The 22,806-nt window shown below is 65.6% G+C and carries 15 protein-coding genes and 1 tRNA gene; 2 read left to right on the forward strand and 14 right to left on the reverse strand.

Going from position 1 to position 22,806, the window contains the following annotated elements:
* Positions 1–126 precede the first annotated feature (126 nt).
* The 6 genes from BM118_RS03090 to BM118_RS03115 form a co-directional block, all read right to left on the reverse strand.
* A complete protein-coding gene (locus BM118_RS03090) occupies positions 127–510 on the reverse strand; it encodes a RidA family protein (RefSeq protein WP_092182063.1) in 384 nt (127 codons plus the stop codon).
* Between the two features lie 14 nt (positions 511–524).
* Positions 525–2,858 carry an acetamidase/formamidase family protein gene (locus BM118_RS03095; RefSeq protein ID WP_177234131.1) on the reverse strand — a complete coding sequence of 778 codons (2,334 nt, stop codon included), beginning with the start codon at positions 2,856–2,858 and terminating at the stop codon, positions 525–527.
* 282 nt (positions 2,859–3,140) lie between these two features.
* Positions 3,141–4,382, reverse strand: a complete 1,242-nt coding sequence (locus BM118_RS03100; RefSeq protein WP_092182069.1) for an acetamidase/formamidase family protein — start codon at positions 4,380–4,382, stop codon at positions 3,141–3,143.
* A 43-nt stretch (positions 4,383–4,425) separates the two neighbouring features.
* Positions 4,426–6,048, reverse strand: a complete 1,623-nt coding sequence (locus tag BM118_RS03105) for an amino acid ABC transporter permease/ATP-binding protein (RefSeq protein ID WP_092182072.1) — start codon at positions 6,046–6,048, stop codon at positions 4,426–4,428.
* Positions 6,049–6,159: 111 nt separating this feature from the next.
* Positions 6,160–7,077 carry an ABC transporter substrate-binding protein gene (locus tag BM118_RS03110; protein ID WP_092182075.1) on the reverse strand — a complete coding sequence of 306 codons (918 nt, stop codon included), beginning with the start codon at positions 7,075–7,077 and terminating at the stop codon, positions 6,160–6,162.
* Between the two features lie 419 nt (positions 7,078–7,496).
* The gene (locus BM118_RS03115) at positions 7,497–7,760 is read right to left on the reverse strand and encodes a hypothetical protein (protein WP_092182078.1); all 264 of its coding nucleotides are present in this window, start codon (positions 7,758–7,760) and stop codon (positions 7,497–7,499) included.
* A 257-nt stretch (positions 7,761–8,017) separates the two neighbouring features.
* Here BM118_RS03115 and BM118_RS03120 point away from each other — a divergent pair, with 257 nt between their 5' ends.
* Complete coding sequence (locus tag BM118_RS03120) at positions 8,018–8,212, forward strand: hypothetical protein (RefSeq protein ID WP_092182081.1); 195 nt, start codon at positions 8,018–8,020, stop codon at positions 8,210–8,212.
* Positions 8,213–8,293: 81 nt separating this feature from the next.
* Here the strand turns inward: BM118_RS03120 and BM118_RS41125 are convergent, their stop codons facing one another.
* The 7 genes from BM118_RS41125 to BM118_RS03155 all read right to left on the reverse strand — a co-directional run bounded on the left by BM118_RS41125 (position 8,294) and on the right by BM118_RS03155 (position 18,758).
* Entirely contained in the window at positions 8,294–8,440 is a 147-nt protein-coding gene (locus BM118_RS41125) for a hypothetical protein (protein ID WP_177233977.1), read from the reverse strand.
* Positions 8,441–8,640: 200 nt separating this feature from the next.
* Positions 8,641–8,714, reverse strand: a tRNA-Cys gene (locus BM118_RS03130).
* Between the two features lie 95 nt (positions 8,715–8,809).
* Positions 8,810–9,544, reverse strand: coding sequence for a tRNA-uridine aminocarboxypropyltransferase (locus BM118_RS03135; protein ID WP_092182088.1), 735 nt, complete (start codon positions 9,542–9,544; stop codon positions 8,810–8,812).
* A 37-nt stretch (positions 9,545–9,581) separates the two neighbouring features.
* Positions 9,582–12,689, reverse strand: coding sequence for an efflux RND transporter permease subunit (locus BM118_RS03140; RefSeq protein ID WP_092182092.1), 3,108 nt, complete (start codon positions 12,687–12,689; stop codon positions 9,582–9,584).
* Positions 12,689–15,838 carry an efflux RND transporter permease subunit gene (locus BM118_RS03145; RefSeq protein ID WP_092182095.1) on the reverse strand — a complete coding sequence of 1,050 codons (3,150 nt, stop codon included), beginning with the start codon at positions 15,836–15,838 and terminating at the stop codon, positions 12,689–12,691. The genes BM118_RS03140 and BM118_RS03145 overlap by 1 nt, the downstream gene beginning before the upstream one ends.
* Positions 15,839–15,874: 36 nt before the next feature.
* On the reverse strand, positions 15,875–17,284 hold the full coding sequence (locus BM118_RS03150; protein WP_092182098.1) for an efflux RND transporter periplasmic adaptor subunit: 1,410 nt from the start codon (positions 17,282–17,284) through the stop codon (positions 15,875–15,877).
* Positions 17,274–18,758 carry an efflux transporter outer membrane subunit gene (locus BM118_RS03155; RefSeq protein ID WP_092182100.1) on the reverse strand — a complete coding sequence of 495 codons (1,485 nt, stop codon included), beginning with the start codon at positions 18,756–18,758 and terminating at the stop codon, positions 17,274–17,276. Before BM118_RS03155 ends, BM118_RS03150 begins: the two co-directional genes overlap by 11 nt.
* Before the next feature lie 669 nt (positions 18,759–19,427).
* Here BM118_RS03155 and BM118_RS03165 point away from each other — a divergent pair.
* Positions 19,428–20,462 (forward strand): cysteine synthase A, encoded by a 1,035-nt coding sequence (locus BM118_RS03165; RefSeq protein WP_092182103.1) that lies wholly within the window; start codon positions 19,428–19,430, stop codon positions 20,460–20,462.
* Positions 20,463–20,532: 70 nt separating this feature from the next.
* On the opposite strand, the gene BM118_RS03170 is transcribed toward BM118_RS03165, so the two are convergent.
* Positions 20,533–22,770 (reverse strand): O-linked N-acetylglucosamine transferase, SPINDLY family protein, encoded by a 2,238-nt coding sequence (locus BM118_RS03170; RefSeq protein WP_177233978.1) that lies wholly within the window; start codon positions 22,768–22,770, stop codon positions 20,533–20,535.
* Between the last annotated feature and the right edge of the window lie 36 nt (positions 22,771–22,806).

Genomic DNA, 22,806 nt, shown 5'->3' on the forward strand with positions numbered 1-22,806 from the left:
CGGGCAACGCAAGCTCTTGTAGCCCGGATGAGCGAAGCGAAATCCGGGATTCGTGCCCGCGGATGCAGAGGTCCCGGATATCGCTTCGCTCATCCGGGCTACGAAAGCCGCTACGGACCTACGGCCTCACGGCCGCCGGCACACCAGATCGATCTCGATCAGCGCGTCATAAGCGAGACCGGTGACACCGACGCAGGTGCGGGCCGGCAGCCGGCCGGGCGCAAAGTACGTGCGGTAGGTCTCGTTCATTGCTGAGTAGTCTTCCTTGAAACGCGTGAGGTAGATCCGCGTCATCACGACGTGCTCGAGGCCGAGATCGATACCGGCGAGAACCACCTTCAGGTTCTCCATGACGGCTCGCGTCTGCGCCACGATGCCGTCGGGCAGCACGCCCGGCGTTTGCGGCGTGTCCGGCATCTGGCCGGTGACGAAGACAAAGCCGTCGGTCTCGACGGCGTGGCTGAAGGGCGCGACCGGCTTCGGTCCGCCGCTGATCATGTGGAATTTCACCTGGGCTGTCCTTGTTACGGTGCGCTCTCGAACAGGCGCTTGCTGAGGATGGCGTGTACCCCCCAATTGCCGTCGACGACCTGCGTGACGCCGAAATCGACGGCGGCCGACATCAGCGCGATCGCCTCGTCCTCGCTGAGACCCTTCACGTTCATCAGGAAGCGCCGCATCTTGCGGAAGGCATCCTTCATGGCAAGGTCGAGCGAGGATTTTGCGTAGACCTCGCTCTGCCCCTGCGCGCCGAACTCGGCGAGATAGTTGGGATGGCTGAAGCCGGTCAGCACCCAGTCGGTCGCGGTCTCGATCAGGGGATAGGAGAGATCGGCGAAAGGCTGGCCGGCGAGATCGGCCTTCTTGTGCAGGATCACCTCGAAGGTGCCGGTCATCGAGCATTCGATCGCGGTGCCGCTCAGCTCGCCGTCGCCCTGCGCCGCATGGGGGTCGCCGACCGACAGCAGCGCGCCGGGAACGGAGACCGGAAGATAGACGGCCGCCCCCTTCCCCAGCCGCCAATTGTCGAGATTGCCGCCGAAATAGGACGGCGGTACGGAGTCGATGAAATCGACCTCGCGCGGCGCCACCGCGATCACGCCGAAATGCGGCCGCAAGGGAATACGGATGCCGTCGAGCACCGCATGGCGCCGCTTCACGGTGCCGGGCGCGACGGGAACGCCGGGATAATCGTAGGTGGGGTGCACGACGCCGAACGGATCGGTCTGCGGCTCCCAGCGATAGGAGTACAGCGCGCGGGCATGCGGCGCATCGGCATCGTCGAAGATCTCGTAGATCGTCACCGCCTCGCGCGGCTTCGGTCCTGACAGGAACTCGTCGTAATGATAGCCCCACCAGGCCGCGACCGAGGAGCCGAACACGTGGCCCGCATGTTTCGGATGGCGGCTCGCGCGCGGCACGATGTCGAGGATCCGCACCTCCAGCACGTCGCCGGGCTGGGCATCCTTCACGGCCACGGGTCCGGTGCAGATGTGCACGCCAAAGCCTTCGCCGGCGCCGCGACCGAACACGCTGGCGTCCATCGGGCCGGCGCCGCGGCGGTCCACGTTCTTCTTCTGCCTCGTCCAGCCGAACACGCTTTCGGCGGCGGCATCGCCCGCGATCATCAGCTCGGGATCGTCGGAGGCGTGCTGGGTCAGCGTCTCGATGGTGATGGTATCGCCCGAGGCGATCTCGAGCTGCGGCGAAAGCGAGCGGCTGAAATAGCCCCAATGAACACGATTGGCCTCGATCGGAAGATGATGGTGTTTGCGTCCGGCCGTTCTCGGTTCATCGGAGCCTGCGCGCAACACATTGCTGCGCACCTCCGCACCCACCTGATGCGCGCGGAGCTGCGCCAGCGCCTCCTGCGGCCAGCCGCGCTGGCCGGTGATCCCGTGCTGCGACGTCGCGCGCTCCGCCTCCTGCTGGCGGAATTCGCGCGGCGGCAGGCCGAAGCGGTGGCGGAAGGCGCGGCTGAAATGCGCGGAATCGCCAAAGCCATAGGCGTAGGCGATCTCGGAGATCGAGCGATGCGCCTCCGTCGGATTGGACAGGTCGGCCCAGGCGCGCTGGAGCCGGCGCTCGCGGACGTAGTGGGTGAAATTGTCGCCGACCGTCTCGAACAGCTTCTGCAAGTAGCGCTCGGAAATCCCCTCGGCCTGCGCGACGCGCGCGGGCACGAGCGCGGGATCGTCGAGCCGGCGCTCGATGGTCTGGCAGATCCGGTGCAGCAGCGCGGCCTGTGTCGCGCTCGATCCGGCATCGGATGTCGAGGCCGCGAGTTGATGCGCGAGCGTCAAAAGGAGATCGACGAGACTCTGCGCGACCGCATTCCATTCGGCATCGCTCAGGGTGTCGAGCGTGCGCGCGGTCGCATCGAGCAGGCGCGAGAACACATCGGCAAAGCCGCTGGGCGGAACGACCCGGGGCTCGCCGAGCCGCGGCTTGCCCGAGAGGCGACCGTGCAGCGCTTCCGACGTCACCGACAGCACGATGGCGCGCATGTCGCGCTGGAACACGATGCTCCAGTCCCCGCTGCGCGGCAGCAGCACGAGATGGCCGACGGGAACGATGCGATGACCGCCGGCGCTCTTGAGCACCATGCCGTCCTCGACCGGCATCAGCGCGATCGGAAGCTCTTCATTTGCTTGCGCGAGAGGTGCGATGCTTTGCGCGCCCGCGGCCATGCGCGTCAGCGCGACGCCCGAGGCCTGGCGATGCGACGCCGTTGCGTGCCCATCAAGGAAGGAATGCCCGGTCGCGGGTTGCAGGCCGACGGCAGCCAGCACGTCCCGCCAGGCTTCGGGGCGGTCGTCTTGCGCATAGGACTCGCTCGTGAACGGCCGGAAGCTCATCGGATCGACCCAGATTGCAGTCGATCGAAGCAACCTCCGTGCCAGACGTACGCGATCCTCCGTCGCAGCGACGGGCCGCAAATGAGGTTCGCTGGTCATCCTCTCATTCCGAAAACAGGCTAACCTTCAACGTGTTAGAGCATGATGAGCTCGTATTGACGCTCGTCATTTCGGGGGCGCGCGCAAGCGCGAACCCGGAATCCATCGGGCGCAGAAGACGGTGGTGAAATGGATTCCGGGTTCGACGCTTTGCGTCGCCCCGGAATGACAAGACGGAGAGATCTAGTCGCATCGGAAGATGTTCTTGCGGATCGTGCCGTGCACGCCCCAATTGGCGTCGACGACCTGGGTGACGCCGAAATCGGCGCCGACCGACATCAACGAGATCGCCTCGTCCTCACTGAGGCGATGCACCGTCATCAGGAACCGGCGCAGCTTGCGGAAGGCATCGCGCATCGCGCGGTCGAGGCTACTGTGATTGGCAATCTCGGTTTGTGCGTCGGCGCCAAGCGCGGCGAGATAGTTCGGATAGGTGAAGCCGTAGAACGACCAGGCCTGATCGGTCTCGAGCATGGGATGGTCGAGGCCTTCCAGATTGGTGCCGGCCAGATCGGCCTTCTTGTGCAGGATGAATTCGAAATCGCCGGTCAGCGAGGTCTCGATCGCGGTGCCGCCGAGCTCGCTGTCGCCCTGGGCGGCGTGGGGGTCACCGACCGAGAAATAGGCGCCGGGGACCGCGACCGGATAGAACATCCGCGCGCCCTTGCCGATGCGCCAGTCGTCGATATTGCCGCCGGTGTAGCTCGGCGGGATCGAGCTGACGAAATCGGCTTCCGATGGCGCAAGGCCCATGGTGCCGAAATGCAATCGTGCGGGCACCTTCACGCTTGTGAGAATGTTCTCGCGCCTCTTGATGGTGGCGTGATCGACGCGGACGCCGGGATAGTCGATGGTCGGATGCACGATGCCGTCGGGGTCGGTCTGCGGCGTCCAGACATAGTTGTAGACCGCCTTGGCGTAGGGCTCGCCGGAGGTATCGAGCTCGAAGATGGTGACGACCTCGCGCGGCTTCGGCTCCTCGATCAGATCGTGATAGTGAAAGCCCCAGTTCGCCGCGACATTGGAGCCGAAGCAGCGGCCGGCATGGCAGGCGCTGCAGCTCGGCCGCGGCCGGACGTCGAGGATGCGCACTTCGAGAATGTCGCCGGGCTCGGCGCCCTCGATTGCGACCGGCCCGGTGAGGAGATGCACGCCGATCCCCTCGCCTGCGCCGCGGATGAAGGGACCTTCGACCGGACCCGAGCCGCGGCGCGCGACCGCCTTGTGCTCGCGCGTCCACTGGAACACGCTCTCGGCGCCGGGATCGCCCGCGATCATGCGCTCGTAATCGTCGTTGGCATGATGGGTCAGCGTCTCGATGGTGGCGCGATCGCCCGAGCGCAGCGTCAGGGCCGGAGCGACCTTCCTGGAGAAATAGCCCCAGTGGACCGTTTTCGGCGAAACCGGCAGCGTGACATGCTTCATGAGGTGGCCTCTTCGAGGGTCTTGAACCTTGTGGCGGCAGCGCTCATCGCACCGCCTCCGGAATCTTGTCGGCTTCCATCACACTGAGGAAACGCGCGGTCAGCGGATTGCGGGGGTTGGTGAGAACCTCGTGCGCCGGCCCCTCCTCGATGATCGTGCCGCCGCTCAGGAAGGCGACGCGGTCGGCGACTTCGTCGGCGAAGCGGATCTGGTGCGTCGAGATGATCATGGTGAGGCCGTCGTCGATGGCGAGGCGCCGGATCACCTCCAGCACCTCGCTGACGAGTTCGGGATCGAGCGCGGAGGTCGGCTCGTCCAGCAGCAGCACGCTCGGGTTCGGTGCAAGCGCGCGGGCGATGGCGACGCGCTGCTGCTGGCCGCCGGACAGATGCCGCGGCAGCGCATCGGCGCGATGCGACAGCCCGACCCGGTCGAGCAGCTCGGTGGCGCGGCGCTCGGCATCGATCCGGGTCATGCCGTGGATCCAGCGCAAGGGGCCGGCGATGTTTTCCCTGGCCGAGAGGTGCGCGAACAAGTTGAACTGCTGGAACACCATGCCGACGCCGACGCTGGCCCGTTCGTTGGCGAGGTCGCGGGGCGACAGCGGCTTGCCGTTCTCGCCAAAGCCGAGGCGCCGGCCGCCGACGCGCACGGTGCCGGCGTCCCAGTTTTCGAGATGGTTGATGCAGCGGAGCAGCGTGCTCTTGCCGGAGCCGCTAGGGCCGAGCAGCGCGACCACCTCGCCGACACGGACCGTCAGGTCCAGACCATGGAGCACCTTTTGGGCGCCATAGCTCTTGGTGAGGTCCCTGGCCTCGACCGCGATGTTGTTGCGCGCGATCGTCACGGCGCGGCGGGTGCGCTCCTCGCGGGTCAGCGCCAGCGGCGGCGTGGCGGTCAGCTCTGCCTGTACGGGCTCCGGATCATCAACGGCGACCGCGGCGAGCTCCAGCTTGGTGCCGAGATCGACGCGGCGCCACGGCAGGTAATCGGCAAGCTTGCGCTGGCGCCCCTTGGCCCGATCGAGATCGAGCAGCCATTCGACGAACAGCTGGATGGCACTGATGGCAAAGGTCAGCACGAGATAGAGCAGGCCCGAGGCAAAGAAGATCGAGAAGAAGTCGAAGGTCGAGGACGCCAGCTGGGTCGAGCGCAGGGTCAGCTCCTGGACCGCGACGACGGAGGCCAGCGAGGAATTCTTCAGCGCGCTGACGGCCTCGTTGCCGAAGGCCGGGATCATGGTGCGGATCGCCTGCGGCGCGATCACCCGCCACATCAGGATCCGCGGCGTCATGCCGAGCGCCTGGCCCGCGGTCACCTGGCCGCGATCGACGCCGAGCACGCCGGCCCGCAGCATCTCGGCGATGAACGGCGCCTCGTTGCAGGCGAGCGCGAGGCCAGCCGCCAGCACCGCCGGCAGCTTGATGCCGATATGCGGCAGCGCGTCGTAGGCGAACACCATCTGCAGGATCAGCGGCGTGCCGCGGAAGATCACGGTGTAGGCCCTGGCGATCGCCGCCAGCAGCCAGAAGCGGGAGAGCTGCATGCCGGCGAGGATCAATCCGAGGATCAGTCCGCCGCCGAGCCCGAGGGCGGTCACCTCGAGGGTGAGCTCGATGCCCTCGAGCAGATACGGCATGCTCAGGTAATGGAAGAACAGCGACATCAGTCGACCGTCATCGGAGCGGGGCGATCTTTGTTGAAGAAGGACATTCAGGCGCGTGCTTCACCCCTCCCCGCCGGGGAGAGGTGAAGTCTGCAGCGGCTGCCCGCTGCTCTAGTCGGCCGTCAGGATGTCCGGCTCCTTGAAGTTGTTCACGTCGAGCCCATGCTTCTTCAGAAGCTCCATATGCGTGCCGGCCTTCTGTACCTCGATCAGCGCGGCGAGCACGGCGTCGCGGAATTTCGGCTTGTCCTTGGGAACGGCGATGCCGACCGAATACGGGATCGTCACCGCGATCGCCTTCTCGAGCTTGTCCGGATAGGCCTTCACCGCGCTGTCGACGGTGTTGACGTCGTTGACATAGGTGTCGGCGCGGCCGGCGAGGATTGCCTGGATGCAGTTGGCGTTGTTGTCGTAGAGCTGGACGGTCGGCTCGGGCTTGCCGGCCTTCTTGCACTCCGGCATCAGGGCCTGGATCAAGGGCACCTCGACATAGCCGGTGTTTTCGGCGGCAGCCGCGCCGCACATCGACATGTTGATGCCGTTGATGCCCTTCGGATTGCCCTTGGCGACCAGCACGCCGTCGAACACCTTTGAATAGGTGATGAAGTCGGCGGCCTTGGCGCGCTCCTTGGTGGCGTAGATGTCGGAGATGACGATGTCGGCTTGTCCTGCGGCGAGCGTGGTGAGGAGTGCCGCGAACGTCACCGGCTTGTAGGTCAGCTTGAAGCCGAGGCATTCGCCGATGGCTTCGCCGAGATCGATGTCGAAACCGATATATTTGCTCGGGTCCTTCGGATCGATCGTCTCATAGCCCGGCGTGTGCGGGTTGATGGCGTTGACGAGCGTCTTGCCCTTCCAGTCCGGATATTTCTCCTGGAGCGCGGCGCAGGCGGCGGGCGCTGCGGCCTGCGCGCTCAGCGGGGTCGCGACGACGAGGCCGAAAGCGATGGTGGCGCCGAGCGCGAGCTTGCGCCACGGCGTCGATGCGTGCGCTGATCCCCGCGCCTGGGGCAATACCCGTCTCTCCATCTCCAGCTCCTTCGAATTGTCATGGCACTGGCCATGTTCCAGATCTCGGGAGCGAGCCTAGGGGGAGTGCGCCGGGGAAAGCTTGTCCGCGGGCGTACAAAAAATTGGACGGTGGGGGCCCGCGATTTGGGCAAGCCGCTGCACAAAAACTGTTCGAAGGCTTTGGGCGCGGCGATATGGGATTCCGAATTCGGGAGAACCAAATGATCTCGTATCACGCCGTGGTCTGCACGATCAGGAAATCATTCGGTTGGTTTGTTTGACAGAGATATGACGCATTACGGACGTATCTACGTGCGACATCCGAAATAGATCACCGCCCTCCACAGTCTGTCCGCAGCATATCCACAGGGTGACTATGCCGGATTCGCGAGCCCGCACGAGCCACTTGCTGCGCACAAACTCACAGACCCGGTATGTCAGCCGCCGGCCTGATCGAACAGGGTGCGGCAAGCCTCGCTCAAGCTTGGCCGGTTACGGCGCAGGCAGGCCGTGATGGCGCGGACATTGGGGATTTCGCCGGCGCAGAGCCGGTAGACGTCGGGGGTGCAGGCCCGGCGCTGCTCGGGCGTTCCCTGCTGGGCGTGAGCTGCGGAGGCAAACAGCGTCAGGAACAGCCCGACCGTCGAGGCGCGCCGCGCCCGGCTCTTCACACCCGCAAACCGCAAGAACCTTGCCTTCATGACGAAGTCTCCCGTCTGCCCTGCCCGCCCCGGCCCGCGTTGGCCGGTGTGCGAAGGGGTAGGAGAAATAAACCGCCGAGAATGTGATCTCATTCACACTGGCGGCCGGCCCGGATGCCTAAGTTCCGGCGGGGATTTTTCAGGAATCGCTAACCATACGGGACCCGATCGCCGGATCGTTAAAATGCGAGCGATCGGCTCAATCGGGAAACAAACCGGCTTTGCGACATTGCGCCATCCGCGTTCCGGAGGGTGTGATGAGCGAAGCCGAATTCAACTTGCTGCTGGATGCCGTCCGCGACGCCATGATCCATGACGATCTTGCGCCCGCGCCGGAGGAGGAATTCGTGCCCCGCTCGTGGAGCTTCGACGCAACGCCCAAAGCCGCCAATGACAACGAGGGCGCCTGGCCCATCCTGCCGTTTCCGGACGGCTGGTACGCGGCCTGCTGAGGCCGGCTTCACCGTGAACGGATGCGCCCGCCTGCTGGGCGGTTCGGCATCGCCACGCGCCGGGACCCGGCGCGGCCACGATCAATTCTTGACGCGCTCCTCGCCGTCCTGCGGCACCCGGTCGGGTGCGGCCGGCGGAAAGATGCTGTCATAGATCGCGCGCGCCTCGCGGATGAGGCGAGCCCGCTCCAGCTCGGATTTCGGGACAAATCGGACGACGTCGTTCACGTGCTCTCCAGCTTTCAGGGTTCGTGATGCATCACTTCGCAGATGCGAAGTCTATGCCATCGGGCCTGAATCGCTGGTTCCCGCCAAGCCCCGGGCAAACCCGGTGGCAGCGTCCCGCCTCACCCCGGCAGTCGGCGGCGCGCGGCATCGGCGGAACCGGCGCTGAATTTGATTTTCGCTGAAAAATCAGAAGCTTGTGATGGAGGCCACGACCAGAATTGAACTGGTGTACACGGTTTTGCAGACCGTTGCGTAACCACTCCGCCACGTGGCCCCGTAAGGCCGGACCAATATAGGGGATCAATAGCTTAGGCAACCGCCTTCGTCCGACTTTGGTGGCGACGGCCCCTCTTCCGATGTGGAGCGAAGTCAGGCTCGCTTGCCCCGCCGGACACCGCGCCGGCGGTCCTTGACCACCGGCTTGGGCGCCAGCTCGGGCATCTCCGCCTGCACCTCGCGATAGCGCGTCAGCATCCGCTCGAAGCTCGCATGCAGCGTCTCGGCGATGTCGGGGCGCCGTTCGAGACCGGCCAGGATCGTCGCGGCCGCCTCGATGGTCGACAGCCCGTCCTTGCGCGGCTCCTTGCGCAGGCGCCCGTAGCGCGAGGGACGCGACGGGTTGAGGATCACGCGCTGGCATTTCAGCATCCAGGGATTGCGCCACCACAGCGCCTTGGCCTGGCTCCAGGTCCCGTCGAGCAGCACGATTCCTTCGAGCTTGCCGAGGATCGCGCGCTGGTTCTCGGCGACCTCGCCCTTGCGGGTCAGCGCCACGATCTCGCCCTCGGCCTCGAGATCGGCCGCACGGGCCGAGCCGAGATAGAGCACCGCCCAGTGGGAGGCATTCTCGACCGGCTGCCCGAGCGCCTTGGAGAGGCTCGGCCAGGACAGGCCGACGCGCACCACGGCCTTGGGGAAGTGCTTCGCGGTCAACCGCGCGGTGCCGAGCGCCCTGTCCTGCTCCTGCGGGTGCTGGAGGATCAGGAGGCCAAGGCGATTCTCAACGGGCGTGACACTGTCGCAGATGCACAGCGGCATCGGCTTCTGACAGTGCGGGCATTCGGGGATCGGGTCGGCCGGCGCGGCGGCAGTGAGGTTCGACATGGCCGCCGCTATACGCTTTGCAGTGTGGTTCAACAACCTATTCCGCCGGTGTGGCCAGCGGACGCGGCGCGGAGCGGCGGCGCAGGCGGTCGATCAGCAGGTAGATCACGGGCGTGGTGTAGAGCGTCAGGATCTGCGAGACGAACAGGCCGCCGATGATGGTGATGCCGAGCGGACGGCGGAGCTCGGTGCCGGGCCCGGTCGCGACGACCAGCGGAAGGCCGGCGAACAGCGCCGCCATCGTCGTCATCAGGATGGGGCGGAACCGCGCCTGGCAGGCCTCGAAGATCGCCTCCGCCGAGGACAGGCCGCGCTGGCGCTCGGCGTCGAGCGCGAAGTCGACCATCATGATGCCGTTCTTCTTGACGATGCCGATCAAGAGGATGATGCCGACGAAGGCGATCACCGTCAGCGGCGTATTGGTGATCTGCAAGGCCAGCAGCGCGCCGAGGCCGGCCGAGGGCAGCGTCGAGATGATCGTGAGCGGATGGGCGAGGCTCTCATAGAGCACGCCGAGCACGATATACATCGCCACCAGCGCGCCGAGGATCAGCAGCGGCTGGCGGCCGCTGGTCCTGGCGAAATCGCCGGCATTGCCGTCAAAACTGCCGCGGATGCCTTCCGGCATGTGCAGCTCCTCCACCGCGCGCTGGATGTTCTGCGTCGCGGCCTGGAGCGGCACGTCGGGCAAGAGGTTGAACGACACCGTGGTCGAAGGGAACGACTGCGAATGATAGACCGCGAGCGCGGCAAGGCCGCGCGTCGCGCGTACCACGGCCGACAGCGGTACCTGCACGTCGCCGGAGCCAGCGACATAGATGCGCTCGAGGTTGGAGGGATCGACCTGGAATTTCGGGTCGATCTCCAGCACGGTCATGTACTGGTTGCGCTGGGTGTAGATGATCGAGATCTGCCGCTGCGAGAACGCGTTGTTCAGCGCGTTGTCGATGTCCTGCACCCTGACGCCGAGCGCGGAGGCCTTCTGGCGGTCGATGCTGAGCGTAAGCTGAAGCCCGCCGGGATCGCGATCGCTGGAAATGTCCGTGATGCCTTCGACGCTCTCCATTCGCTTGGCGACGATCGGCGCCCATTTCTGCAACAGGTCGAGATCGGTCGAGGAGAGCGTGTACTGGTAGTCGGAATCGCTCTGCCGTCCGCCGGCGCGCACGTCCTGGGCGGCGAACATGAAGAGGCGGATGCCGGGCACCGGGAACAGCGCGCGCCTGAGACGGTCGATCACGACCTGTGTCGAGACGTGGTCGCGTTCCTCCGGCGGCTTCAGGCTGATGAACATGGTGCCGCGGTTCGAGGTCGCCGCCCCCGGGCCCCCGCCTCCGCTGCCGACGGTCGAGCCGATGCCGGCCACGGCCGGATCCTGCATCACGATGTCGGCGAGCCGCTGCTGGAGGCCGAGCATGGACTGGAACGAGATGTCGGCCGAGGCCCGCGTCGCTCCGATGACGAAGCCGGAATCGTCGGTCGGGAAATAGCCCTTGGGCACCTTGATGTAGAGCGTCACCGTGAGACCGATGGTGGCGAAGAACACCAGCAGCGTCAGCAGCGGATATTCCAGCACGGTGCGCAGGGTGCGGGTGTAGAAGGCGACGATGCGCGACAGCGAGCCCTCGATCAGGCGATCGAACAGGGTCGCGGTGCCGGAGGTGGTCTGCCGGATGTAATGGGCGCAGATCATCGGCGTCACGGTCAGCGAGACCAGCGTCGAGACCAGGATCGCGAAGGTGAGCGTCAGGGAGAATTCGCGCAGCAGCCGGCCGACGATGCCGTCCATGAAGATCAGCGGCGTGAAGGCGGCGATCAACGACAGGCTGATCGACACCACGGTGAAGCCGATCTGCTTGGCGCCCTCCAGCGCCGCCTGGAACGGCCGCATGCCATGTTCGAGATTGCGGAACATGTTCTCGATCATGACGATGGCGTCGTCGACCACGAAGCCGACGGAGATGGCAAGCGCCATCAGCGACAGATTGTCGATCGAGAAGCCCGCGACCCACATCCCGGCGCAGGTGCCGGCCAGCGCCAGCGGCACCGAGATGCCGGCGGCGATCGTCGGCGTCAGCCGCCGCAGGAACACGAACACGACGACCATCACGAGGATGGCGGTTGCCAGCAGCGTCCACTGCATGTCCCGGACGCTGGCGCGGATCGTGCTGGTGCGATCGACCAGGGTGGAAATGTCCACGCCGGCCGGGATCCATTGCTTCAGCTCGGGGATCAGCGCTTTCACGCGGTCGACGGTGTCGATGACGTTGGCATCGCCCTGCTTGGTGATCTGGATCAGCACCGCCGGCTGCTTGTTGAACCAGGCGATCGAGCGGGCGTTGCGGACGGAGTCCTCGATGTCGGCGACGTCGGAGAGCCGGACGAAATTGCCGTTGGAGCTCTTGATGACGATGTCGCGGAACTCTTTCGCCGTGCGCATCTGCTTGTTCAGCGACAGCGTCTCGCTCTGGCGCTCGCCGTTGAAGATGCCGACGGGACCAAGCGGATTGGCGTTGACGATTGCGGTCCGCACGTCGTCGGTGGCGATGCCGGCGTTCGACAGCGCAACGGGATTGAGCTGCACCCGCACGGCCGGCTGGTCGGCGCCGCTGACCGTCACGTCGCCGACGCCGGGCACCTGCGAGATGCGCTGCGCCAGCACCGTATCGGCGACGTCGTAGATCGCACTGGCGGACAATGTCTTCGAGGTCAGCGCCAGCACGAAGACGGGCGCGCCGGCCGTGTTCGCTTTCCGGAAGCGCGGCAGGGTCGGCAGATCGCTCGGCAGGTCTACCAGCGCGGCGTTGATCGCGGCCTGCACGTCACGTGCGGCCTTGTCGATGTTGCGGCCGATGTCGAACTGGAGCTGGATGTTGGTAACGCCGAGCGACGACGTCGAGGTGATCTGGTTGATGCCTGATATCTCACCGAGCCGCCGCTCCAGCGGCGAGGCCACGGTCGCCGCCATCACGGAAGGGTCGGCGCCGGGCCGGCTCGCCGAGACGAAGATGGCGGGAAAGTCGACGTTCGGGACCGAGGCGACGGGCAGGAACTCGTAGGCGACGACACCCAGCAGGAACAACCCGATCGACAGCAGCGTGGTCGCGACCGGGCGGCGGATGAAGGGCTCCGAGATCGATGCCATCATTGCATCCCCTCGGTCGCGCCCGCGACCGGCGGGCCGCCGGATTCGGCCGGCGGCAGCGCCTGCTCGAGGCGGCGGTTGATGCGGTCGAGCGCGAGGTAGATCACTGGCGTGGTGTAGAGCGTCAGGAGCTGGCTCAGCAGCAGGCCGCCGATGATGGAGATGCCGAGCGGAAAGCGCAGCTCGGCGCCGGTGCCGCTCTCGATCGCCAGCGGCAGCGCGCCGAACAGCGCGGCCAGCGTCGTCATCATGATCGGGCGGAAACGCAAGAGGCAGGCCTGTACGATCGCGTCGTTCGGCGACATCCCCTGCCCGCGCTCGGCCTCGAGCGCGAAGTCGATCATCATGATCGCGTTCTTCTTGACGATGCCCATCAGCAGGATGATGCCGATCAGGCCGATGACCGAGAGATCCTGTCCAAACAGGACCAGCGCCAGGATCGCGCCGACGCCGGCCGAGGGCAGCGTCGACAGGATGGTAATCGGGTGGATGTAGCTCTCGTAGAGCACGCCGAGCACGATGTAGATCGTGATGACGGCGGCGAGCAGCAGCCAGGGCTGGCCGGCGAGTGCCTTGGCGAATTCGGCGGCATCACCCGCATAGACCCCGACGATGCTGTTGGGCATTTCGATCCGGGTCTCGATCGTCTTCACCGCTTGGACGGCATCGCCGAGGGCCGCGCCCGGCGCGAGGTTGAAGCTGAGCGAGATCGCCGGGAATTGCGCCTGATGCGAGATCGCAAGCGGCGCGGTGGTGCGCTTCAGCGTCGCCACCGCCGACAGCGGCACCTGGGCGTTGGGCGCGCCGACGATGGCGCTCGCGGCGCCCGGCAGATAGAGCTTCGACAGGATTGAGGGATCGCGCTGGTACATCGGCAGCGCCTCCAGCACCACTCGGTACTGGTTGGCCTGGCCGTAGATGGTCGAGATCTGCCGCTGTGCAAAGGCATCGTTCAGCGTGTCGGTGATTCCTTGCAGGCTCACGCCGAGCTGGCCGGCGCGGGTGCGGTCGACTTCGAGCTGCGCCCGCAAGCCGCCTTCCTGCGCCTCCGAGGAGACGTCGCGGAACAAGGGATCGCGCCGCATTTCCGCAACCAGCTTGCGCGCCCATTCCGACACCAGCGCCGCATCCGTGCCGGTCAGCGTGTACTGGTATTGCGAGCGGCTCGACTGGGTCGAGATCTGCACGTCCTGCACCGGCTGGAAATAGACGGTCATGCCGGGGATGCCCGCCACCCTCGTCTTCAGCCGGGTCACGACCACGCTGACGTCGTCGCGCCGCTCGCCGCGCGGTTTCAAGGTCATGACGAGACGGCCGACATTGGTGGTCGGATTGACCGAGCCGGCGCCGATCACCGAGACGACGCCGACCACGTCAGGATCGGCCTTGATGGCGTCGGCCGCCTCGGCCTGCCGCTTCTGCATCTCCGCGAACGAGACGTCGGGTCCGGCTTCCGTCACCGCCGTGATCGAGGCGGTGTCCTGAAGCGGCAGGAAGCCTTTTGGCGCCACGACGTAGAGAACGAGGGTAGCGATCAGCGTGGCGAAGGTCACGACCAGCGTGGCGCGCTGGCGCTCCAGAACCCAGAGCAGCGTGCGATGATAGAACTCGACGGTGCGGTCGATGAAGCGGCTGATGGCGGCGAGGCCCGGCACCGCCAGTTCCTCATGGGCGTGCCTCAGCAGGCGCGAGCACATCATCGGCGTCAGCGTCAGCGAGACCACTGCCGAGGTCACGACCGCGATCGTCAGCGTCAGCGCGAATTCGCGGAACATGCGCCCGACGAGGCCCGACATGAACAAGAGCGGGATGAACACCGCAATCAGCGATACCGTCAGCGAGATCACCGTGAAGCCGATTTCGCTGGCGCCTTTCAGCGAGGCCTCCATCGGGCCGTCGCCGTTCTCCATGTGGCGGACGATGTTCTCGATCATCACGATGGCGTCGTCGACCACGAAACCGGTGCCGATCGTCAGCGCCATCAGCGACAGATTGTCGAGGCTGAAGCCGGCAAAATACATGATGCCGAAGCTCGTGATCAGCGATAGCGGCAACGCCACCCCGGCGATCAGCGTGGCCCTGAGCGAGCGCAGGAACAACAGCACCACCAGCGTCACCAGCACGACGCTGAGGATCAGCGTGAACTGCACATCGCGCACCGAGGCGCGGATGGTGACGGTGCGGTCGGAGACGATGGTGAGGTTCACGCCGGCCGGAATGGCACGCTGGACCTTCGGAATTTCGGCGCGGATCTGGCTGACGACGTCGATGACATTGGCGCCGGGCTGGCGCTGGATGTCGATGATGACGGCCGGCGTGCCCTGGTACCAGCCGCCGGTGCGGTCGTTCTCCAGACCATCGACGATCTGCGCGACGTCGGCGATCGTGACCGGCGAGCCGTTGCGGTAGGCGATGATAACAGGCTTGTAGGCATCGGCGGCGGCGATCTGGTCGTTCGCGGCGATGATGTAGGATTGCTGCGCGCCATCGAGCGAGCCCTTCGGCCCGGAGACGTTGGCATTGGCGATCGCAGTGCGCAGGTCTTCCATGGCGATGCCATAGGCCGCCAGCCGCGCGAGATCCGCCTGGATGCGCACGGCCGGCTTCAGCCCGCCGAGCACGGAGACGCGCCCGACGCCCGAGATCTGGCTCAAACGTTGCGCCAGAAGCGTATCGGCGATGTCGCTCATCGCGCGCAGCGAGATCGTGTCCGAACGCAGCGCCAGCGTCATGACAGGCGCATCCGCCGGGTTCACCTTGGCGTAGGTTGGCGGATAAGGCAGCGTCTTGGGCAGCACGCCGGCGGCCGCATTGATCGCGGCCTGCACGTCCTGGGTCGCGCCGTCGATGTCGCGGTTGAGGTCGAACTGGAGCGAGATCTGGCTGACGCCGAACGAGCTCGTCGAGTTCATCGCCGACAGCGACGGGATCTGGCCGAGCTGCCGCTCCAGCGGCGCGGTGATCAGCGAGGCGATCACATCGGGGCTGGCGCCCGGCAGTTGCGTCGTCACCTGCACAGTCGGAAAGTCGACCTGCGGCAGCGCCGAGACCGGAAGCGAGAAATAGCCCAGCAGCCCGCCGATCAGCAGCGCGATGCCGAGCAGCGAGGTCGCGATGGGACGGCGGATGAAGGGTTCGGAGACACCCATGGGATGCGCCTGCCGCTCAGGCGGCTGTTGTCGGGATCATGGCTGCTTGGCTCCACTTCCCGATGCCCCCGGCCCCGGTGCCGGCCCGGTCTGTCCCTTCTGGTCGCCCTCGCTGCTGTTCCGCTTGGCGCGAAGTTCGCCGTCCTTGCCTTGCCCGTCCTTCTGTACGTCCTTCTGTCCGTCCTTGGCGCCATCCTTTTTCTGAGCGTCCGGCCCGCGCGAGCGCTTGCGCGGCGCGAGGTCGGCCGACGGCGTCTGGTCGTCGCGTCCGACCACGACCTTGGAGCCGTCCGACAGATTGGCAAAGCCTGTCGTCACGACGCGGTCGTTCGGCGACAGGCCGCTGGCGATCACCGCGTCATGCTCGTTCTGCTGCGTCACCGTCACGGGCTTGGCCGCGACGACGTTGTCTTCGCCGATGACATAGCTGAAGGTGCCGATCGGACCGCGCTGGACCGCCGATGTCGGCACCACCAGCGCCTGCATCAAGGTCTCGACCTTGAGGCGGACGTTGACGAACTGGCCCGGCCAGAGCTGGTAACTCGCGTTGGGGAACTCGGCCTTGAGCTTGAGCGTGCCGGTGGTCTGGTCGACCTGGTTGTCGATGCCGGTCAGCTTGCCGGTGTCGATCACGGTGACGCCGTCATTGCCGAACACGTCGACCGCGAGCGCGCCCTTGGCGGCGGCCGCGTTGACCCGCATGATCTGCTGCTGCGGCAGGCTGAACCACACCGCGATCGGCTGCAACTGCGTGATCACCACGAGACCGGTGGTGTCGGACGCGTGGATGATGTTGCCCTGGTCGACCTGGCGCAGGCCGGCGCGCCCAGAGATCGGCGCAACGATCTTGGTGTAGCTCAGCGTCGCCGCCGCATTGTCGATCGCAGCCTGGTCGGCCTTGACCAGCGCCTCGGTCTGCGCGACCAGCGCGCGCTGGGTGTCGGCCTGCTGCTTGGAGCCGGCGTTGGAAGCGGCGAGCTGCTCATAACGGGTGAGGTCAATGCGCTGGTTGGCGAGCTGCGCCTGGTCCTGCGCCTTCTTGGCGACCGCCTGATCGTACGTCGCCTGATAGAGCGCGGGATCGATCTCACCGACCACGTCGCCCTTCTTGACGTCCTGGCCTTCGGTGAAATTGACCGCGATCAGTTTGCCGTCGACCTGCGAGCGCACGGTCACGGTGTTGAGCGCGCGGATCGCGCCGACGCCGTCGAGATAGACCGGGACGTCCTGAATGCGAGGCGTTGCCGCCAGCACCGGCACCGGCAGGTCGGGCCGCTGGTTGCGGCCGTTCGCCTGCTGCGGCTGCTGATGCCACACGGTCCAGCCGACATAGCCGAGGCCGCCGAGGATCGCGAGCGTGACCAGAGTCAAGATGAAGCCGCCGCGCGACGATTTCCTCACCGTCCCCGCCTTCGCGTCATCCTTCTTATCCGGCTTAAAGAGCATTGACCGGTTTCTCCATGCGCGGCTCCCAGCCGCCGCCGAGCGCCTGGTACAGGCTGACGATGGCGAGAAGCCTTGCGAGTTGGGCCTGCGACAGCGCGTCTTCCGCCTGGAACAGGGTCAGCTGGGTGTTGAGCACGGTCACGATGTCGGCGGTGCCGGCGCGCAATTGCTGCTCCGACAGATCGAACGCGCGCCGCGAGGCGGTGACGACATCGCGCTGCAATTGCAGCTTGATGGTGGTCTGCTTGATCGAGAACAGCGCATTGTCGACGTCGGTAAAGGCCTGCACGATGGTCTTGCGATAGGTCTGGAGCAGTTCGTCCTGCCGCGCCTTGGCAAATTCGAAATTGCCGAGGATCTTGCCGCCGTCGAAGATCGGCTGCGTGGCACTGCCGACGAGCTGGAAGAAGGCCGCATGCGGCTGGAACAGCGAGACCAGCGCCGAGCTTTGATAGCCGCCATTGCCGGTGAGCTGGATGGTCGGAAAGAACTGCGCGCGGGCATTGCCGATGTTCGCGGTCGCAGACGCAAGCTGCGCCTCCTGCCGGCGAATATCCGGCCGCTGGGTCAGCAGCTCTGACGGCAGGCCGGGCGTCACGCGCGGGATCGCGATCCGGTCCAGGGAGCCGCCGAGCACGCGCACGCTTTCGGGCGGGCGCGACACCAGCACGGCGAGCGCGTTGACGTTCTGATCGAGTGTCTGGCGCAGCGGCGGCACCAGGGCCTTCTGGTTGGCGAGCACGCTCTCCTGCTGGGCGACGTCGAGATCGGTGCCGGTGCCGGCCTTGCGGCGCTCCTTGACGGCATCGAGGATGCGCTGCGCGCTCGCGATGTTGCGCTGTGAGGTCCTGATGCGATCCTGCGAGGCCAGCACCTGGAAGTAGGCATTGGCGACGCCCGCCAGCGTCGTCAGCGCGACGACGTCGCGATCGAAACGATTGGCGTTCGCCGTCTCTTCCGCCGTCTGGAGCGCGTCGCGGTTCTGGCCCCAGAAATCGAGCTGGTAGCTCGCGCTGAGCGAGGCCTGGTAATTGACGACCTCGCGGCCGCCATTGGTGAGCCCCGAGGCTGATGAACCGGAGGTGCGCGAATAGGTCTCCTGACCAGTGCCCGACAGGCTCGGCAGCAGCGCCGCGCCTGCCTGCCGCGCCTGGGCGTCCGCCTGGACGATGCGTGAGACGGCGGCGGCGATGTCGAGGTTGACGGTCTGCGCCTCCTCCATCAGTTGCGTCAGCTCGGTGGAACGGAAGCCGCGCCACCAATCCAGCGACGGCGGCGCATCCCCCTTCCCGGCGTATTTGTACTGTGTGGGAACATCGAGCGCAGGATCCGGAAGATCCTGCGTCAGCACGCAAGCGCCTGAACTGGCGGCGAGGCACAGCACCGCAAGCCAGCGCGCCGCGTGATGCGTCCGGGACGCAGAACCTAGAGACCGCCGCCTGACGATCGCCGGAACATGCCGTGTCACATCCACCCCCCGCCGGGCAGATCGAGCCGCCACCGCACAGCCGGATTAACCGATTCGCGGCAGGACAGTCGGGGGGCGTTCTGCAACTCGTTCACAGGCGATGCTTTCAGCGGAACCTTGAGATTCATACTAGCCGGGCGCGGAACAGCGGGACAGTCCCGCAGGTGCGAGATGGCGGCCCGGACGCGTCGATATCCGCGCCACGAAAGTGCAAGATGTGACTGTCTTGCAGAGACTTCTCGTATTTTCATGCGGTCGCGAAGCGGATTCAAGCTTACCAAGATTTCATGTGATATTGCCGCCACACCCGCACGGATCCGTTTGATCCGGCTGCGCATTGGCCGGCAACAAGCTCTATGCGGCTTTAGCTCCGCCTCAAAGCGCGGCGAGCCGTTGTCACCAAGCCGTCAACGATCGAGAAGGAATACGCAGCGGTTGTGCAGATGCGTCATCCCCCATCCCGCGCCCGGCGGAGATCAGGCGCGAAGGTTGGCCGCGACGACCATTATCTTCCATACCCTGACAGTTGTCCGACAAATCATTCCCCCGAAATATGCCTGCCTGAGCGATCACTTCCACCGGTTTCGCCGCAGCGCAAAAGCCTTTCCCTTTGGCTTCCCAGGCACTAGGTTCTGCTCAACCTGATCAACCCCTTGCCAGTGATTTCCCCCTGAGATGACCATTCGAAACGACGTTGTCGAAGCCATCGGCAACACCCCGCTGATCAAGCTCAAGCGCGCCTCGGAGGCGACCGGCTGCACCATTCTGGGCAAGGCCGAGTTCATGAATCCCGGCCAGTCGGTGAAGGACCGCGCCGGCAAGTGGATGATCCTGGAAGCCGAGAAGCGCGGCGAGCTCAAGCCCGGCGGTCTCGTGGTGGAAGCAACCGCCGGCAATACCGGCATCGGGCTTGCGGTCGTGGCGAGTGCCCGCGGCTACCGCACGCTGATCGTGATCCCGGAGACGCAGAGCCAGGAGAAGAAGGACTTTCTCAAGCTGTGCGGCGCCGAGCTGATCGAGGTGCCGGCCCTTCCTTACGCCAATCCCAACAGCTATCAGCATGTCGGCCGCCGGCTCGCCGACGAGCTGCGCAAGACCGAGCCCAATGGCGTGCTGTTCGCCGACCAGTGGAACAATCTCGACAACGCGAAAGCGCATTACGAGTCCACGGGGCCGGAGATCTGGGAGCAGACCGGCGGCAAGGTCGACGGGTTCGTCTGCTCGGTCGGCAGCGGCGGCACGCTCGCCGGCGTCAGCCGCTTTCTGAAGGAAAAGAACAAGAACATCCGGATCGCCTGCGCCGACCCGCATGGTGCGGGCATGTTCGAGTATTTCAGGACCGGCGAAGCCAAGGCGACGCCGGGCGGTTCGATCACCGAGGGTATCGGCCTCAACCGGGCGACCGCGATCGTCGAGAGCGCGAAGGTCGATGACGCCTATCTCATTCCCGACACCGACGCCGTCACGGAGATCTACGACCTGCTCCAGCACGAGGGCCTGTGCCTCGGCGGCTCAACCGGCATCAACATCGCCGGCGCGATACGCCTCGCCAAGCAGCTCGGCCCCGGCAAGACCATCGTCACCGTGCTCTGCGATTCCGGCAGCCGCTATCAGTCGAAACTGTTCAACGCGGACTTCATGCGCGCCAAGAACCTTCCGGTGCCGGAATGGCTGGAGAAGCGCAGCAACATCAAGCCGCCGTTCGTCTAGCTTCAGGCCGTCAACGCCGGATCGGACGGCGGCCCCTTGCGACACGCGGCTTCCGCCCCCGTCGGCGGGATCAAGCGCCCTCACCGTCTTTCGGCGCCGAAGCACAATAGTCGCGCCAGAACTGGCGGTAACCCGCCTCGACCCTGCGCGTGTAGAGTTCGACGTTACCGGCCGGCGAGGCCGCGATCCGGGCCGGCAACTCCGCGCGCAACTTCGCCAGATGAGCGGGCTGCGTCGCGAATTTGCGAGCGATCTCGAGATAGCCCTCGTCATCCTCGGCGACCCAGTCGCCAAGGCCGACGGCAGTCACGATGGAGGCACCGGCGCGCGAGGAGGCTCCGTTGCCGAGCTTGGCGACGACCGGAACGCCCGCATAGAGGGATTCCCAGGTGCTGACGCCGCCATTTTGCGGGAACGTATCGAGGGATATGTCGACGTCGGCAAAGGCCGACAGATGCTCGTGGCGCGGTGTCGAGCCCATGCAGATGACGCTCTCTACGGCAATGCCCTGCGCCACGAACCGCGCGACCAGGCGGTGACGCAGCAATGGATCGTCAAGCAGGGTATGCTTGATGATGATCTTCGATCCGGTCACCTCTCGCATCACTTTCGACCACACCCGGATGGCCTCGTCCGAGATCTTCGAGATGCGGTTGAAGACGCCGAAGGTCACATAGCCGTTGCGGAGCATCGGAAGCTCCGAGGGCGGCACATCCAGGATGGGATCGGTCGTGATCAGGCACGGCAGGTCATGGACCTCTTCGGCAAGCAAATGGCGCGCCGATTCCGGAATGAAGATCGGATCCGCGAGCACGTAGTCCATGGTCTGAAGGCCGGTACCGGTGGCGTGGCCAAAACCCGTGACCTGGATCGGAGCCGGCTTCCGGGCGAAGACAGGGAGCCGGTTGCCGGTCGAATGCCCGGACACATCGATCAGGATATCGACCTTGTCGGCCTGAATACGATCGGCCAGTTCGTCGTCCGAAAGCTGCCAGGCGTCGACCCAGACGTCCGCCATCGACTTGAATTGGGCGGTCATCTCATCCCGCAACGGCGAACACGAATAGCAGACGATCTCGAACTTGGCGTGATCGTGATGGCGGAGCACCGGCAACAGGCCGAACGCCGCCGAGTGGTACCAGAACTCGGCAGCGACATAGCCGATCACGATCCGCCTGTCGGGATCGAGCTGCCGGGGTGGGAGCTTCCTTTGCGGCACTCTGACGCCGATCGTTTCACCCCAATATTTTCGCGCGGCCTGCTGAACCGCGAAATCGGCATCCGAGAGAAAGTCCAGAAAGTGGATCTTCCGCGCGATCAAGTCCAAATCCGGCGAGATTGCCAACGCCGCGTCGAGATGTTCGATCGCGGCTTCGATCTCTCCCTGGTTTGCAAAGCAGGCGCTCAGCAGCGCCAATGCGATCGCGGAGCGTGGATTTTCCTCGAGCAACGTCTTGCAGGCCAGGATCGCCTGCGCCGTATTCCCCATGCTGAGCGAAACTTCCGCCTTTCCCCGCAAGGCCACCTCGAGCTTGGGCGAAAGCGCAAGCGCGGCATCGAAATCCGCTGCCGCCTGCTCCGGCCGCGATAGCGCAAGGTTGAGCCGTCCGCGATGCGCCAGGATCTTCGCCGCACCGGGCCTGATCGCGAGCGCCGCTGCGAGCGCGGCTTCCGCCTCGTCGTAGTGCTTGAGCTCAATACTGGCCACGCCTTTGCCGACGAACGCTTCGGCGTGACGCGGTTGAAACAACAGCGCGCGATCGAAACTTTGCCTGGCGCGGTCAAACCGGCCCAGCGCCAGCTCGGCCATGCCACGATTGCAGAGCGCATCGGCATGGTCGGGCTTCAGCCTGATCGCGCGATCGTACAGCTCGATGGCCTGTTCGGGCAGGTTCATGTGGAGCAAGGTATTGCCGAGGCCGGTCAGAGCCGGCGGAAAATTCGGCTTCAGCGCGATCGCCTTCTCCTGACAGGCGCGGGCGGCCTCAGATTTCTGAAGGACGAAGTGCACAGCCGCGAGATTGTTGTAGGCCTCGTGCGAACGCGGATCGATCGCGACCGCGCGCTCGAGCAGCTGTTGCGCCTCCTCCAGGCGCCCGCCCTGTTGCACAGACAGGCCGAGCAGGTGCGTGGCGTCGAAATGATCCGGAACAGCTTGCAGGATCTGGCGGCAGAGCGCCTCGGTCTCCCCGTATCTGCCCTGGCCATAGGCGCTCGCCGCGGCGGAGATGACGGCGTCAGCCTGCTTCTTCAATTTCTTCTGCAATCGCGCATTCTGGAATGCGCGCGCACCGGCGCTGCTCTGCAAGGTGTCTCTCCGGAGATGGCCCGGCAAGAGTCTAGC

Origin of the sequence: Bradyrhizobium sp. cf659 (genome assembly GCF_900113725.1) — a bacterium.
In the GTDB taxonomy this organism is placed as follows: domain Bacteria; phylum Pseudomonadota; class Alphaproteobacteria; order Rhizobiales; family Xanthobacteraceae; genus Bradyrhizobium.